The organism is Pseudomonas sp. 1D4 (assembly GCF_001728925.1).
Taxonomy (GTDB): Bacteria; Pseudomonadota; Gammaproteobacteria; order Pseudomonadales; family Pseudomonadaceae; genus Metapseudomonas; species Metapseudomonas otitidis.
The window spans coordinates 1-15,320 of sequence record NZ_LXJQ01000007.1; the positions used below are offsets into that span (position 1 = coordinate 1).

Consider the following 15,320-nt stretch of genomic DNA (forward strand, 5'->3'; position numbering starts at 1 on the left):
GGGGAGCCCTGGGTCAGCAGTGGCTCCATGGTGAAGCCGGAGAGTATCGCCAGCACGCAGCCGCTGATCAGCACCGGCTTGCGCCCGAAGCGGTCGCTGAGCCAGGCCGAGAGCGGGGTGGCCGCCGCCATGAACAGCACCGCGAAGCACAACATGCCGAGGAAGCTCTCGCGGCTGTAGCCGAGGCTCGCCACGCCGTGGCTTAGGGAAAACACCGTGGAGATGTAGAACAGCGCGTAGCACACCACCATCGCCAGGGCGCCCAGCAGGATCGGACGCCAGTGGCTGGCAAAGGCTTCCACCACCGGCAGCTTCACCTGGCGATGCTGGGCCAGGGCTTGGGCGAAGACCGGGGTTTCCTCCAGCTTCAGGCGCACATAGAGGCCGACCATCACCAGCACCGCGCTGAGCAGGAACGGAATGCGCCAGCCCCAGGCCCGGAACTGCTCGTCACTGAGCAGCAGCGCCAGGGAGAGGAACAGGCCGTTGGCGGCGAGGAAGCCGATGGAGGGGCCGAGCTGGGGGAACATGCCGAACCAGGCGCGCTTGCCCGGCGGCGCGTTCTCGGTGGCCAGCAGGGCCGCACCGCCCCATTCGCCCCCCAGCCCCAGGCCCTGGCCGAAGCGCAGCAGGCACAGCAGGATCGGTGCCCAGGCGCCGATGCTGTCGTAGCCGGGCAGCACGCCAATCAGGGTGGTGGAAACCCCCATCAGCAGAAGCGAGGCCACCAGGGTCGATTTGCGCCCGATACGGTCGCCGAAGTGCCCGAACAGGGCCGAGCCCAGCGGTCGGGCAAGGAAGGCGATGCCGAAGGTGAGGAAGGCCGAAAGCATCTGCGCCGTCGGCGAGCCCTGGGGGAAGAACACCGGGCCGATCACCAGAGCGGCGGCGGTGGCGTAGATATAGAAGTCGTAGAACTCGATGGCAGTGCCGATGAAGCTGGCTGTGGCGACGCGGGCGGGCGAGTTCGCGGGGGAGGTGGCCGGAGCCTCGGTGCAGGCGGTGGAAGTCATGCAGGTGTCCCCTGGCGGGCGTCGGAGCGGTGCGACGCCTCTGTTTTTGGCGTGTGGGCTGAGGGGGCGGGGCGGCGGATAGCCGGCCTCGGGGCCTTGCGACTGCTCCATCGTGGCGGGTGGCGATGGGGCAGTGTGGTCTCAGTGGGCCGGATCTGGCCGTGGCGGGGCGGGTAGCCGATGCGCGAGAGGGGCTGGATGAGCCGGGGGCGATTATAGAAAGGCCGGGAAAAAACCGGCAAGGCGGTCAGGTTCGCCAGGCACGCACGCGCTGGATCCGGTTCTCGCCGGATTCGAGGATTTCCAGGCGGTAGCGGCCGATCTTCAGGCAGGCGCTGGCATCGGGCAGTTGTTCCAGGGATTCGGTGATCAGGCCGTTGAGGGTCTTGGGGCCGTCGCACGGCAGGTGCCAGCCGAGCAGACGGTTGAGTTCGCGCAGGTGCAGGCTGCCATCGAGTTCGTAGCTGCCGTCCTCGGCCGGGATGATGGTGCGGGTGGGGGCGAAGTCCTCCAGGCTGCCGAACTCGCCGATCAGCTCCTGGAAGATGTCCTCCAGGCTCACCAGGCCGACCACGTCGCCGTACTCGTCGACCACGATGGCAACGCGGCGCTTCTCCTTCTGGAAGTTCACCAACTGGGTCAGCAGTGGTGTGCTCTCGGGGATGAAGTAGGTTTCCCGGCACACGGCGAGCAACTCGTCGGCGGTGATCCCGGTCTTGGGCAGCAGTCGCGCTACCTGACGCATGTGCAGCATGCCTTCCACCTGGTTGATGTCCTCGCGGTACATCGGCAGGCGGGTGTGAGTGGTGGCCCGCAGTTGTTCCAGGATGCGCTCCGGCGACTGGGCGATGTCGATGCCCTGGATCTCGCTGCGCGGAACCATGATCTCGCTGATTGTGACCCGTTGCAGGGCACGGGTCAGTGCCTGGGGCAGGCGTTGCTGGGGACTCTCTTCCTCCTGGATGCGCTCGGGAGCCGGTTTGTGGCGCGACAGCGCCCAGGCGCCTGCCGAGGCGATCAGCAGGCCGAGGAACAGGCCAAGGATAAGGCTGGGGTCGGGCATCTCAGATGTGCAGGATGAATTCGCGGACCAGCTTGCTGCCGAAGTAGGCCAGCATCAGCAGGCAGAAGCCCGCCAGGGTCCAGCGGATCGCCTTGTGGCCACGCCAGCCCAGTTGGTGGCGGCCCCAGAGCAGCACGGCGAATACCACCCAGGCAAAACAGGAGAGGACGGTCTTGTGCGCCAGGTGCTGGGCGAAAAGGTTCTCGACGAACAGCCAGCCCGAGATCAGCGACAGCGACAGCAGGCACCAGCCGGCCCAGAGGAAGCCGAACAGCAGGCTCTCCATGGTCTGCAGGGCGGGGAAGTTGCGGATCAGTCCGGACGGGTGCTTGTGCTTGAGCTGGTAGTCCTGGAGCAGCAGCAGCAGGGACTGGAACACGGCGATGGTGAGCATGCCGTAGGCCAGGATCGACAGCAGGATGTGGGCGAGGATGCCGGGCTCCTCGTCGATCGGTTGCACCGTGCCCGAGGGTACGAACATCGCCAGCAGCACTGTGAGCGCGCCGAGCGGATACAGCAGCAGGAGCAGGTTCTCCACCGGCATGCGGCTGCAGGCGAGCAGTGTGAGGCCGATCACGGCAGCGGCGATGAGGCTCGCAGCATTGAAGAAGTCGAGGGTCAGGCCGGCCGGTGCGATGAGCTGGAAGAACAACGCAGTAGCGTGACTGGTCAGGGCCAGCAGACCGAGCACGGTCAGCATGCGCTTGTCCGGCGTCTTGCGCTCGCGCAGGCGAAGGCCCTGGTGGATGGCGGCGCCTCCATAGAGGAAGGCAGCCAGGAGGCTGGGCAGCAGAGGGTGCATAAGTCCTTGTAAGGCAAGCCCGAAAGGCGCTGAGTGTGGCACAGAACGGCGTGCTCACGAAAGACCGCTGGCGGTGTCGGCGCCGCCCGCTCTTCGCTATACTCCGCCGCCTGCCGCAAGCTCACCCGGGGCCGTCAGGGCCTGAAAGGATCGCGCATGTTCGAAAATCTCACAGACCGCCTCTCGCAGACGCTGCGCCACGTCACCGGCAAGGCCAAGCTGACCGAGGACAACATCAAGGACACCCTGCGCGAAGTGCGCATGGCGCTGCTCGAAGCCGACGTGGCACTGCCCGTCGTCAAGGACTTCGTCAACAAGGTCAAGGAGCGCGCGGTCGGGACCGAGGTCTCCAAGAGCCTGACCCCGGGTCAGGCCTTCGTGAAGATCGTCCAGGCCGAGCTGGTCGACCTGATGGGCGCCGCCAACGAAGACCTGGCGCTGAATGCCGCACCGCCGGCGGTCATCCTCATGGCCGGCCTGCAGGGCGCGGGCAAGACCACCACCGTCGGCAAGCTCGCGCGCTTCCTCAAGGAGCGCAAGAAGAAGTCGGTCCTGGTGGTGTCCGCCGACGTCTACCGCCCGGCGGCGATCAAGCAGCTGGAAACCCTGGCCAATGATCTGGAGGTGACCTTCTTCCCCTCCGACACCAGCCAGAAGCCGGTGGACATCGCCCAGGCGGCGATCCGCGAAGCCAGGCTGAAGTTCATCGACGTGGTCATCGTCGACACCGCCGGTCGCCTGCATGTCGACGGCGAGATGATGGAGGAGATCAAGCAGGTCCACGCGGCGATCAAGCCTGTGGAGACCCTGTTCGTGGTCGACGCCATGACCGGCCAGGACGCGGCCAACACCGCCAAGGCCTTCAACGACGCGCTGCCGCTGACCGGCGTGGTGCTGACCAAGGTCGACGGTGACGCCCGTGGCGGTGCTGCGCTTTCGGTTCGCGCCATCACCGGCAAGCCGATCAAGTTCCTCGGCATGGGCGAGAAGAGCGAAGCGCTCGATCCGTTCCACCCCGATCGCGTGGCGTCGCGCATCCTCGGCATGGGCGACGTGCTCAGCCTGATCGAGCAGGCTGAACAGGGCCTCGACCGCGAGAAGGCCGAAAAGCTCGCCAAGAAGATCAAGAAGGGCAAGGGCTTCGACCTCGAAGACTTCCGTGACCAGTTGCAGCAAATGAAGAACATGGGCGGCCTCGGCAGCCTCATGGACAAGCTGCCCATGCTCGGTGGCGTCAACCTGTCGCAGATGGGCGGGGCGCAGAATGCCGCCGAGAAGCAGTTCAAGCAGATGGAAGCCATCATCAATTCCATGACGCCTGCCGAGCGCCGTGATCCCGAGATGATCAGCGGCTCGCGCAAGCGCCGCATCGCCCTCGGCTCCGGCACCCAGGTGCAGGACGTCGGCCGACTCATCAAGCAGCACAAGCAGATGCAGAAGATGATGAAGAAGGTCACCGCCAAGGGCGGCCTGTCGCGCATGATGCGTGGCATGGGCGGCATGTTCCCTGGCGGCATGCCGAAGATGTAAGACCGCGCCAGCGGTCCTCTCCGCCAGCCGTGGTGAGGCGCCAGCGCCTCCAGGCCCGCCCGGGGCGCGGTTTTCGGGGCCGCCGACAGGTGGCGCGTACAAACAGATTTGCATTCGGCCGGATAATCCTTAGAATATGCGGCCTTTCGGGCCCATGGCCCATGTGTGCACACACGCTTGAAAAGCACCGACCTACAGGAACGAAGTTCAATGGTAACCATCCGTCTTGCCCGTGGCGGCTCCAAGAAGCGCCCCTTCTACCACCTGACCGTGACCAACAGCCGCAACGCGCGCGATGGCCGCTTTGTTGAGCGCATCGGTTTCTTCAACCCGGTTGCCCAGGGTTCCGAAGTCAAGCTGTCCGTCAACCAGGAGCGCGTCAGCTACTGGCTGAGCCAAGGCGCCCAGCCGTCTGAGCGTGTTGCTCAGCTGCTGAAGGAAGCTGCCAAGGCTGCTGCCTAAGCAACTCCCATGAGCGCGACGCCGGCCGCCGCCGATGAACTGATCGTTCTCGGCAAGATTTTCTCGGTGCACGGCGTACGTGGCGAGGTGAAGGTGTATTCCTTCACGGACCCACTGGATAACGTGCTCGATTACCCCCGCTGGACGCTCACGCGTGACGGCGAGGTCAAGCAAGTTGAAGTTGCCAGCGGACGTGTCCAAGGCAAGTTCCTGGTAGTGAAGCTGAAAGGGCTGGACGACCGCGATGTCGCCAGGACCTACGCGGGTTTCGAGATCCGTGTTCCCGAAAGCGAGCTGCCTGAACTTGAGGAAGACGAGTTCTACTGGCACCAGTTGGAAGGTCTCTCCGTGATCAACCAGGACGGGCAACTGCTCGGCAAGGTCGATCATCTGCTGGAGACCGGCGCCAACGACGTGATGGTGGTCAAGCCCTGCACCGGCAGTCTGGATGACCGCGAGCGCCTGTTGCCCTACACGGAGCAATGCGTGCAAGCGATCGATCTGGATGCAGGTGAAATGAGGGTGGACTGGGACGCCGACTTCTGAGCCGCATGACATGAAAAGCATGCAGGTCGAAGTCATCAGCATCTTCCCGGAGATGTTCGCCGCCATCAGCGAGTACGGCATCACCAGCCGCGCGGTCAAGCAGGGGCTCCTGAAGCTCAACTGCTGGAACCCACGGAGCTTCACCGAGGATCGCCACCAGACGGTGGATGATCGGCCTTTCGGTGGTGGCCCCGGGATGGTGATGAAGATCGAACCGCTGGAACGGGCACTGGCAGCCGCCAAGACCGCAGCGGGAGATCGGGCGAAGGTGATCTACCTTTCGCCGCAGGGGCGCCAGCTGAGGCAGGCGGCCGTGCGCGAACTGGCGCAGGAGGAAGCCCTCATCCTCATCGCCGGTCGCTATGAAGGCATTGACGAGCGTTTCATCGAGACGCATGTCGACGAGGAATGGTCGATTGGCGATTACGTCCTGTCCGGCGGTGAGCTGCCGGCCATGGTGCTGATCGACGCGGTAACGCGATTGCTGCCCGGCGCGCTGGGCCACGCGGATTCCGCCGAGGAGGACTCCTTCACGGATGGACTGCTCGATTGTCCTCACTACACCCGACCTGAGGTGTACGCGGATAGACGTGTTCCTGAAGTGCTGCTCAGCGGCAACCACGAACACATCCGGCGATGGCGTTTGCAGCAGGCGCTTGGGCGCACCTGGGAACGTCGGGCCGATCTTCTGGATTGCCGCTCGCTTTCTGGAGAAGAGAAAAAGCTGCTGGAGGAGTACATCCGCCAGCGGGACGATAGTTAACGTATCGATGGCACGCCCGAAAAGCCTGCCTTAGGAGCACAGCGATGACCAACAAGATCATTCAGCAGATCGAAGCTGAACAAATGAACAAAGAGATTCCGGCGTTCGCCCCTGGCGACACCGTGATCGTGCAAGTGAAGGTGAAGGAAGGCGAGCGTTCCCGTCTGCAGGCCTTCGAAGGTGTGGTCATCGGCAAGCGTAACCGCGGCCTGAACAGTGCCTTTACCGTTCGCAAGATCTCCAACGGCGTTGGCGTTGAGCGTACCTTCCAGACCTACTCCCCCCTGGTTGACAGCCTGATCGTCAAGCGCCGCGGCGACGTGCGCAAGGCCAAGCTGTACTACCTCCGCGAGCTGTCCGGCAAGGCTGCTCGTATCAAGGAGAAGCTGGTCTAAGACCTCGCTTCCACAGAAAAGCCCGCCCCGGGAGACCGCGGCGGGCTTTTTGTTGCTTCGCAGCAACCGTTCTTAACCGTCGCTCGAGCGAACAGGGCGTCGAGCGCATGCGCTGGTGTTGCGGTGGGCGAAGCGTCCATCTCCTGGCCAGGTTGCCAGTGGCTGCCGATGCCTGGAGAGCCGCTTAACCGATGTCCCGAGGCGGCCTGAGGCACGCCCCGGCGGGGTTCATACCGGTTCGGCGCAGAACTCCAGCAGTGCCTGCTCCAGGCGTTCGACCTCCTGGGCAACGGCGAGGGCAAGGGGCTCCAACACCTCTTCGGGTTGCTGCGCTGTCCAGGCTTCTTCAAGGGCTTCGCAGCAGCCGACGAGGGGGGCGGCATGGACGATCCGTGCGGCTCCCTTGATCTTGTGAGCGGCGGCGGAGACTTCCTCCCAGTCCCTCTCTGCCAGGCTGTGATGCAACTGGCCGAGGTCCTCGCGATTGGCGGTGAGCAGGGTGTCCAGCAGTCGCTGGCGCAGTGCCGGGTCACTGCCGGCCAACTGCAGGAACTCCTGCATGCCGAAGAGGCCTTCCGGGTGCGTCGTCGGTATTTTCGGGAGCGACGGCATGTCCGGCAACTCCCGCTCCGGTGTGGGGTGCAGGGTGGCCAACTGCCGGGCCAACTGGCGAAGGCTGATGGGCTTGAAGAGACAGGCGTCCATACCTGCCTTGCGGCAGCGCTCGTGTTCTTCGTTCTGGGCGTTGGCGGTGTAGCCGATGAAATGTACCCGGCCGCTTTCGCGGCGGACTTCCTCCTCCCGGACCGCGCGGGCCAGGGCGTAACCGTTCATCACCGGCATGTTGCAGTCACTGATCACCAGATCGAAGTGCTCCTTGCTCCAGCGTTCCAGGCCGTCACGACCGTCCACTGCCTCGACGACGCGGTGACCGAGGAAGGCCAGTTGCTGCTTGAGCAATTCGCGGTTCGCGGGGTTGTCGTCCACCACCAGCACATCCAGTGGCACTTGCCGTGCCACGGGAGCGTCCTCTTCCTCCTGTCTTGCCTGGCGCGGAAGTGGGTCCAGCTCCAGCAGGTCCAGTTCTACCCAGATGCGGGTGCCCCGGCCCAGTTCGCTTTCGAGGCGAATGGTGCCGCCCATCATTTCGCAGAGCACACGGCAGATCACCAAGCCCAGTCCGGTTCCCCGGCGCGCCTCGTCGGCGCCGACGCTGCCCTGGCTGAAAGCCTGGAACAGCTGGCTCTGGTCTTCGTCTGAAATGCCCCTGCCGCTGTCCTCCACCTTGAGCAGAATGCCCAGGCGTCTGTCCGGTCGCGGCTTGGCCTGGATCTCGATGGAGACGCCGCCCGTGTCAGTGAATTTGATGGCGTTGCCCACCAGGTTGGTAAGAATCTGGCGGAAGCGCACCGGGTCCACCAGCACGTCGACGCCTGCGCGGTGATCGAACTCCAGGGTCAGGCGCAGATTCTTCTGCCGAGCCAGGCCGTCGAACACCCGGATCACGGCTTCGGTCTGCTCCCGCAGGTTGCTGCGTACCGGAGACAGGCTGAGGCGCCCGGATTCGATACGGGCGATGTCGAGGATGTTGCCGATGAGCTCCAGCAGGTCTCGTGCTGAGCCGTGGGCGATCTCGATGGCGGCCCGGTCCCACTGGCCCTGGTCGGCTCGTTCGAGGGCCAGTTCAAGCATGCCGATCACCGCGTTCATCGGTGTGCGGATCTCATGGCTCATGGTGGCGAGGAAGGTGCTCTTGGCCCGGTTGGCGTCATCGGCCCGCTCCTTGGCGGCTTGCAGGTCTTCCACCAGTTGAAGGCGCTCGCTGATGTCGATCCACCCACTGACCACGCCCTTGATCTCCCCACGGAAGTCCCGGTATGGCTCGATCCAGTGGTAGATGCTGAACGGGCCGGACTGACTATAGAGCTCCCGGTCGCAGCGCAGCGGTTCGCCAGACTCGGTCACCTTGCGGTAGTCATCTAGCAACGTCTGGCGTTGGGCCTCGCTGCCCAGCTTGGCGACTGGCGGTGGCTGCCCGATCACTTCATCGCGCCTGAGGGCCAGTGCCTGCAGGTAGTTGTCGTTGCACATCAGCAGGCGGCCGTCGCGATCGCGGACGTAGATCGGGTGCGGTGTGCCATTGATCAGTGCCTCCATCAGGTGGAACTGGTCGTTGAGGGCCTGTTCAGCCTGCTTCCGCCGCCCAATCTGGCGCCTGAGATAGAAAATCCAGCCCAGTGACACCAGCAACAACAGCGCCGAGATGGAGAGGATCTGCAGGATCAGTTCGCGGTTCACGGTGCTGCGGGTGCCGCTTATCTCGACGTTCGAGCGCCAGCGCTGCTTGACCAACACCGCCAGCTCATCCGGGGGGATGGCTGCAGTTGCCTTGTCGAGGATCGATTGCAGCAGGCTGTCTTCCTTGCGCATGGCGAAGGTAATGCTCTCCTGGGGCACATCGATGAGTTCGGAAATGCGCAACTGCTCCGAGAACATCCGGCGGATGTAGTACTCGGCAACGATGGTAGACATCACTGCGCCCTCCGCGTCGCCGTTGGCGACCGCCACGAGGCCGTCCAGTAGGGTATTGGTTTCCACCAGGCGAATGCCGGGGTAGCGGTTACGGATGTAATCGCTGAGGAAGTAACCGCGGACCACCGCCAGACGCTGGCCGTGTAACTCACGGAGTCGGGAGGGGGATTGCGCGTTATTGAGGGTGATGGTGGCGAACGGCACATGCATGTAAGGGCGCGAGTAGGCCAGGTCCCGCTGGCGGATGCGCGCCATGCCGTCGGCGCCGACGATGTCGGCTTCACCATTCAGCACGGCATTCATCATGTCTTCGTGCTGCAGGGTGCGGACTATCTCGAAACGCAAGCCGGTACGGACGCGGATTTCGTCGAGGATGTCGGCTGTGATGCCGTGGTAGTTGCCCTCACTGTCGAAGAACGACACCGGCGCGTAGTTGCCATAGGTAGCCACGCGCACGACGGGGTGTGTCGCCAGCCAGGCACGCTCCTCTTTTGTGAGTGGCAGTTCCGGGTCCAGCAGGCTTGGGCTGGCGCCGCCGCTCCAGCGCTTGAGCAGCGGGGTGCGGTTACCTGCGGGCAAACGCTGCAGAACCTTGTCCACAAGCGCTAGCAGGCGGGTGTTGTTGCGGGCACTGGCGAAGCTGATGCCGCTGGCCTTCAGGTCCGCCAGGCGGACGATGTGCAGGTGGTCGTCATAGACCTGGTTGATTTGATAGTTCGCGCTGATCAGGTCCCCCATGTACAACTCGTTGTCGCCATCGATCACAGAGTTGAGGGCCGCACTGGTGGAGGGGTAGAGCGTCAGGATGGCGTCCGGATAGCGGTTCTGCACCATGTCCAGAGGCAGGTAGTTGCCAACGATGGCGATCCGCATGCCGGCGAGATCCTGTGGCCAGTCGCGCTTGTCCTGCTGCCGGGCGACGAGGCTGGGTTGGTCGGGTGCGTAGGGCAGGCTCAGGGCCAGCGCCTGCTCACGCTCCTCGAAGTCGTTGGACGTACTGAGCAGGTCCGCTTCGCCATTGATCACGGCGCGTAAGGCGGCACCCCGACTGGGGTAGCGCTCGACGCGGACCGGCACTTGCAACTGGCGGGACAGCAGGCCGGCTACGTCTGCCGTGATCCCTTCGAAGTCCCGGCCGCTGGAGGTGATGTCGAAAGGGGGGAGGTCATCGGCGATGGCCAGCCGCAGTTCCCCGCGCTCGGCAAGCCAGGTTCGCTCCTCGGGGTTCAGGACAATGTCCTCTTCCAGTACGAGGGGGCGGGCACCGAGTGGAATCGACTGGGAAGCGGCTTGCGCCAGCAGGGGCACGGTGAGTGCGAGGAGCACGAGGGGCTTGAGCAGACTGAGGCACATGGTCGTTTCCTAGTGGTGGCAGGCGATCTGAACTGCAGACCGGGGCGCCGCGCAAAGAAAATATCCCAGTGCTCCGGTCGGGCCTATGCAGGGGGAGGGGTAATGAGCATGTTTCAGGTTTTTCCCGCTTTTTGATCGGATGTTGCCTACCTGAAGTCGGAAGTTCTGGTTATTCCGAGCGTGTCCCACGCAACTGCCTGCAAGGGGCGAAAGACCAGGCTGATACTGGAGTGGATTTCGGGAAAGCCTGTTGTCAGTTGCCGGAACCGGACGCTCTCCTGGGAGGGACACCCCCGCCGGGGCCCTCACCACGTCGTGGGGGCGTGGCTGTGGAATAATCCGCACCCCGCGGCCTGGCCGTAGGGGAGGGTGTTCCTGCCGATCATCGACAGGGGCGTGGAAGCCCTGCGTGCATCGCAGGGTGTGTATGCAAGGCCCGCCGTCACCGAAACGTGGCCGCCACAGTGGGATTCACCGAGGTAGTCGTGGCATGACCCCGAGAGAACGAGAGATAGAACGGCGCATCGCCCTGTCCGAGAGCCGTGTGACCAAGGCGGTGTTCCCGCCGACCACCAACCACCACAACACCCTGTTCGGCGGTACGGCGCTGGCCTGGATGGATGAGGTGTCCTTCATCTGCGCCACCCGTTTCTGCCGGCTGCCGCTGGTGACGGTTTCCACCGACCGCATCGACTTCAAGCACCCGATCCCCGCCGGCTCCATCGTCGAGCTGATCGGGCGTGTGGTGAAGGTGGGCAACACCAGCCTCAAGGTGGAGGTCGAGGTGTTCGTCGAAGGGATGTACGAGGCCGGACGCGAGCGCGCCATCAGTGGCGTGTTCAGCTTCGTCGCCATCGACGATGACAAGCGCCCGGTGCCGGTGCTACCGGAAACGGCGATCCCCGCCGACTGAGTCAGCGGGTGCCTCAGGGGCGCATGGCGATTTTCAGGGACGCCTGGGAGAGGTCGATGTCGTGCAGCGTCAGGCTGCCGAAGCTCCCGGCGTTCGGGCCGCTGCCGGCCACGCGGATGTTGTCGAAGCGCAGCTCGCCGATGGAGCTGGGCAGGCGCACGTTGATGGAACCGTCGGCGTTCATCGTCGAGGTCAGTCGCGAGGTGTCGTAGACCACGCCCTTCATCGAGGTTTCCGCCTCCAGGCTGTTCAGCACCGGCATCACCAGGCGCGCCAGGCTCTGCACCGTGGCGATGCCGTCGCCTGCCTCCGCCTGCACGAACAACCCCTGCAGCACATCGTCCAGGCCCTGGGCACTCACGCTACTCATCTCTGCCTCGCTCAGCGGCTGCATGCCGGGCGGCACGTAGTCCTGGCTTATGGCGCTGGGCAATTGCTGGGCCTGGGCGCTGACCATCTGGAAGGGGCTCAGCAGCGCCGCCACCAGCGTCGCCGCCAGTCGCAGGTTGTTCTGGCGCTTGAGCGCCTTCTCCAGTTGTCGCTTGCTGAGCAGGCCCTGCTCGATGAGCACCTCGCCCAGGCGTTTGTCGCTGGTGAGCTGGACCTTGATGGCAGCATCCAGCTGCTGGGTGGTGATCAGTCCCTTGTTGACCAGGATCTGGCCAAGACGCGAGTTCTGATGGTTGGACATGGGAGCGGGACCAAGGCAGGGATGGTGGCAAGGTGAAATCATCCTCCTGTGGGAAGAGGCTGTCACCCAACGAAGGATAGGCTTACATCGCCGCTGGTCTATGTGCCCGCACCGTTAGTGCCGTCGGCATCCACCAGGGCCACCAGACTCCAACCAGGTTGGGGTTCCAGGGCTTGCGAAGGCCCTGCGATATGCACCCAGCCTCGGGTGTCGCGGGCCAGCAGCAGCGTGGCGCGAGTGCCGTGCAGGGCTTGGTAGGCCGGCCAGTCGAAGGCCTCCGTCAGCGTGGTGATGCGGACCTCCGCTCCACGACCGAGGCGGCTGGCGAACTGTGGATAGGTGATTGCCGGCAGGCCTAGTTCACGGCCGCGGACGTTCTCGCTGCTGCGGTGCTTGTCGCTGCGGCGGCTTTCTGCCCCGCTGGGCAGTGTGAAGCGGCGGGGCTCGGCAAAGTCGTGGCGAAAGCGCATGCAGGCCAAGGCATTCATCTCGCTGGATGGAGACAGCGCCAGCAGGTGCCCGAGCCCGACCAGGTCCAGATGAGCGTCCGCATGCTGGGAGGTGGGGTTACCGAAGTAGGTGGGCAGGCCGTCCATGCGCGCCGCGCGGATGTTCTCCCAACTGGAGTCGGTGAGCAGCACCCGGCTGCCGAGCTGGTGCAGGGCGTTGCCCAGCGCCCGTGCCACCGGGTTGGCGCCGATGATCAGGAAACCTGCCGGTGCGGGCTCGGCTACCCCCAGCAGGCGCGCGAGGGGGCGGGCGGTGGCGCTCTGCAGCACCACCGTGCCGATGATCACCAGGAAGGTCAGTGGCACCAGCAACTGCGCGTTCGTGTCGCCCTGCTCCTGCAGGCGCAGGGCGAAGATGGCGGACACTGCCGCTGCCACGATGCCCCGTGGTGCTATCCACGCCAGCAGTGCCCGCTCGCGCCAACCCAGTGGCGAGCCCAGGGTGCTCAGGCCGATATTGAGTGGCCGGGCGATGAACTGGATCACCGCCAGCAGCACCAGCGTCGCCGGCCCCAGGGCCAGCAGGGCCTTCAGGTCGAGCCGCGCCGCGAGCAGGATGAACAGCCCCGATATCAGCAGCACGCTGAGGTTTTCCTTGAAGTGCAGGATCGGCTTCACATCGACCCCACGCATGTTCGCCAGCCACATCCCCATCAGTGTCACCGCCAGCAGGCCCGACTCGTGCATCAGCAGGTTGGAGGCGATGAACACGCCCAGCACCGCCGCCAACGCCGCCAGGTTGTGCAGGTACTCCGGCAGCCAGTGGCGGCGCAGCACCACGCCGAGCGCCCAGCCGCCCAGCACACCGAGCAGCGTGCCGCAGCCGATCACCCCGGCGAAGGTCGCCAGGCTCTGGCTCCAGCCGCCCTGGTCGCGGCTGACGATGAAGCTGAAGGTCACCACCGCCGCCAGTGCGCCGATGGGGTCGATGACGATGCCTTCCCAGCGCAGGATGTTCGCCACCGAGGCCCGGGGCCGCACCACCCGCAGCATCGGCACGATCACCGTTGGTCCGGTCACCAGCGTCAGCGAGCCGAACAGCACCGCCAGTTCCCACGAGAAGCCCAGCAACAGGTGCGTGGCTGCGGCGATCACCACCCACGTCGTCAGCGCCCCCAGAGTCACCATGCGGCGGACCACTGAGCCGATCTCGCGCCACTCCGACAGGTGCAGCGTCAGGCTGCCTTCGAAGAGGATCAGCGCCACTGCCAGCGAGGTCAGCGGGAAGAGCAGGGGGCCGAACAGCGCGCCCGGGTCCAGCACCCCGAGCACCGGCCCGGCGAGGATGCCGGACAGCAACAGAAAGAGAATCGCCGGCAGGCGCAGGCGCCAGGCCAGCCACTGGCTGCACAGCGCTGCCAGGCCGATGCCGCCGAGGTCCAGGAGGATGCGGGTTTCGTCCATCAGGACTCCTTGTCGCTGGTGAGGGGCGGGAACCTTGTGGAAGACTAGACGCCGTTCATCCCACCAGCGTTCCCCATGCCTGCACTCGACCACCCCCTGATCGACCGCTTTCTCGACGCCCTCTGGCTGGAGAAAGGCCTTTCGCCCCACACCCGCTCCGCCTATCGCAGCGACCTGGCGCATTTCAACGGCTGGCTGCACGAGCGCGGCTGCAACCTGGCGGAGGCCGGGCGCGACGTGCTGCTGGACCACCTCGCCTGGCGCCTGGAGCAGGGCTACAAGGCCCGCTCCACGGCACGCTTCCTGTCCGGCGCGCGAGGCTTCTACCGCTTCCTGCTGGCCGAGGGCGAGATCGCCGAGGACCCGACCCTGCAGGTGGAGATGCCCCTGCTGGGGCGACCGTTGCCCAAGTCATTGTCCGAGGCCGACGTCGAAGCCCTGCTGGAGGCGCCGGACCTGGAGGACCCCATCGGCCTGCGCGACCGCGCCATGCTGGAGGTGCTCTATGCGTGCGGCCTGCGGGTCAGCGAACTGGTGGGGCTGACCCTGGAACAGGTGAACCTGCGCCAGGGCGTGGTCAAGGTCTTCGGCAAGGGCAGCAAGGAGCGCCTGGTGCCGCTGGGCGAGGAAGCCATCGCCTGGATCGAGCGCTACGTCCGCGAAGCGCGGCCTTTCTTGCTGGATGGCAAGCCCAGCGACGTACTCTTCCCCAGCCTGCGCGGCGAGCGGATGACCCGCCAGACCTTCTGGCACCGCATCAAGCACCAGGCGAAGGTGGCCGGCATCCTCAAGCCCCTGTCGCCCCACACCCTGCGACACGCCTTCGCCACCCACCTGCTCAACCACGGTGCCGACCTGCGGGTGGTGCAGATGCTGCTCGGCCATGCCGACCTGTCCACCACGCAGATCTACATCCACATCGCCCAGGCCCGCCTCAAGGACCTCCACGCCCGCCACCACCCGAGGGGGTGAGCCGGATCAAGCGACGCATGCGTCGCCCGGCGAACGACCGGCCATGGATGGCCGGGCAGGGGTTCAACTGGGCAATGCGGCCCCGACAGGGATGTCTTGCAGGGTGCTTTTCTCCGCTCTGCGTCGCCCCGGCGAACGACCGGCCATGGATGGCCGGGCCGGGGTTCAACTGAGCGATGCGGCTTCGACAGGGACGTCTTGCACGGCGCTCTACTTCGCTCCGCTTTTTGCCTACACCCCCCCAAGGCAGCCGCCTGCATCCTCCGAGGCCTGCACCAGGGAACCTGGCCGCCCGCACCGGTTCCAACCTCCGCGCAGCCTTCACAGCACCGCCCAGCCGTCCCCGACGGGCCACCGTTCGGCTCCTCCGCA

General features: G+C 65.2%; 12 protein-coding genes and 1 pseudogene. 7 read left to right on the top strand and 6 right to left on the bottom strand.

Annotated elements, in window-relative coordinates; all coding sequences use genetic code 11:
- The 3 genes and pseudogenes from A7D27_RS05305 to A7D27_RS05315 form a co-directional block, all read right to left on the bottom strand.
- Nucleotides 1-1,013: MFS transporter (locus tag A7D27_RS05305; RefSeq protein ID WP_069564288.1), on the bottom strand; the 1,013-nt coding region annotated here is incomplete at its 3' end.
- Nucleotides 1,014-1,260: 247 nt separating this feature from the next.
- Nucleotides 1,261-1,923, bottom strand: a pseudogene (locus tag A7D27_RS05310) (transporter associated domain-containing protein); the annotation flags it as partial.
- A 154-nt stretch (nt 1,924-2,077) separates the two neighbouring features.
- Nucleotides 2,078-2,878: an inner membrane protein YpjD gene (locus A7D27_RS05315; protein WP_069564290.1), complete on the bottom strand. Its 801-nt coding sequence runs from the start codon at nt 2,876-2,878 to the stop codon at nt 2,078-2,080.
- Nucleotides 2,879-3,034: 156 nt separating this feature from the next.
- On the opposite strand from A7D27_RS05315, the gene ffh reads away from it, so the two are divergent.
- From ffh to rplS, 5 genes are all read left to right on the top strand, one after another.
- Nucleotides 3,035-4,408, top strand: coding sequence for a signal recognition particle protein (gene ffh / locus A7D27_RS05320; protein WP_069564291.1), 1,374 nt, complete (start codon nt 3,035-3,037; stop codon nt 4,406-4,408).
- Between the two features lie 210 nt (nt 4,409-4,618).
- Nucleotides 4,619-4,870: a 30S ribosomal protein S16 gene (gene rpsP / locus A7D27_RS05325; protein WP_044405910.1), complete on the top strand. Its 252-nt coding sequence runs from the start codon at nt 4,619-4,621 to the stop codon at nt 4,868-4,870.
- 9 nt (nt 4,871-4,879) lie between these two features.
- Complete coding sequence (gene rimM, locus A7D27_RS05330) at nt 4,880-5,416, top strand: ribosome maturation factor RimM (RefSeq protein WP_044405908.1); 537 nt, start codon at nt 4,880-4,882, stop codon at nt 5,414-5,416.
- 10 nt (nt 5,417-5,426) lie between these two features.
- The gene (gene trmD, locus A7D27_RS05335) at nt 5,427-6,179 is read left to right on the top strand and encodes a tRNA (guanosine(37)-N1)-methyltransferase TrmD (RefSeq protein WP_069564292.1); all 753 of its coding nucleotides are present in this window, start codon (nt 5,427-5,429) and stop codon (nt 6,177-6,179) included.
- A 44-nt stretch (nt 6,180-6,223) separates the two neighbouring features.
- Nucleotides 6,224-6,574, top strand: coding sequence for a 50S ribosomal protein L19 (gene rplS / locus A7D27_RS05340; RefSeq protein WP_069559288.1), 351 nt, complete (start codon nt 6,224-6,226; stop codon nt 6,572-6,574).
- A gap of 228 nt (nt 6,575-6,802) precedes the next feature.
- On the opposite strand, the gene A7D27_RS05345 is transcribed toward rplS, so the two are convergent.
- Nucleotides 6,803-10,459, bottom strand: a complete 3,657-nt coding sequence (locus A7D27_RS05345; RefSeq protein ID WP_069564293.1) for a transporter substrate-binding domain-containing protein — start codon at nt 10,457-10,459, stop codon at nt 6,803-6,805.
- Between the two features lie 490 nt (nt 10,460-10,949).
- On the opposite strand from A7D27_RS05345, the gene A7D27_RS05350 reads away from it, so the two are divergent.
- Nucleotides 10,950-11,372, top strand: coding sequence for an acyl-CoA thioesterase (locus A7D27_RS05350; RefSeq protein WP_069559286.1), 423 nt, complete (start codon nt 10,950-10,952; stop codon nt 11,370-11,372).
- Between the two features lie 13 nt (nt 11,373-11,385).
- Here A7D27_RS05350 and A7D27_RS05355 read toward each other — a convergent pair whose 3' ends face one another.
- On the bottom strand, nt 11,386-12,063 hold the full coding sequence (locus A7D27_RS05355; protein ID WP_069564294.1) for a hypothetical protein: 678 nt from the start codon (nt 12,061-12,063) through the stop codon (nt 11,386-11,388).
- Between the two features lie 98 nt (nt 12,064-12,161).
- Nucleotides 12,162-13,976, bottom strand: coding sequence for a sodium:proton antiporter (locus A7D27_RS05360; RefSeq protein ID WP_069564295.1), 1,815 nt, complete (start codon nt 13,974-13,976; stop codon nt 12,162-12,164).
- 75 nt (nt 13,977-14,051) lie between these two features.
- Between A7D27_RS05360 and xerD the strand changes: the two genes are divergently transcribed.
- A complete protein-coding gene (gene xerD, locus A7D27_RS05365) occupies nt 14,052-14,948 on the top strand; it encodes a site-specific tyrosine recombinase XerD (protein ID WP_069564296.1) in 897 nt (298 codons plus the stop codon).
- Nucleotides 14,949-15,320 lie beyond the last annotated feature (372 nt).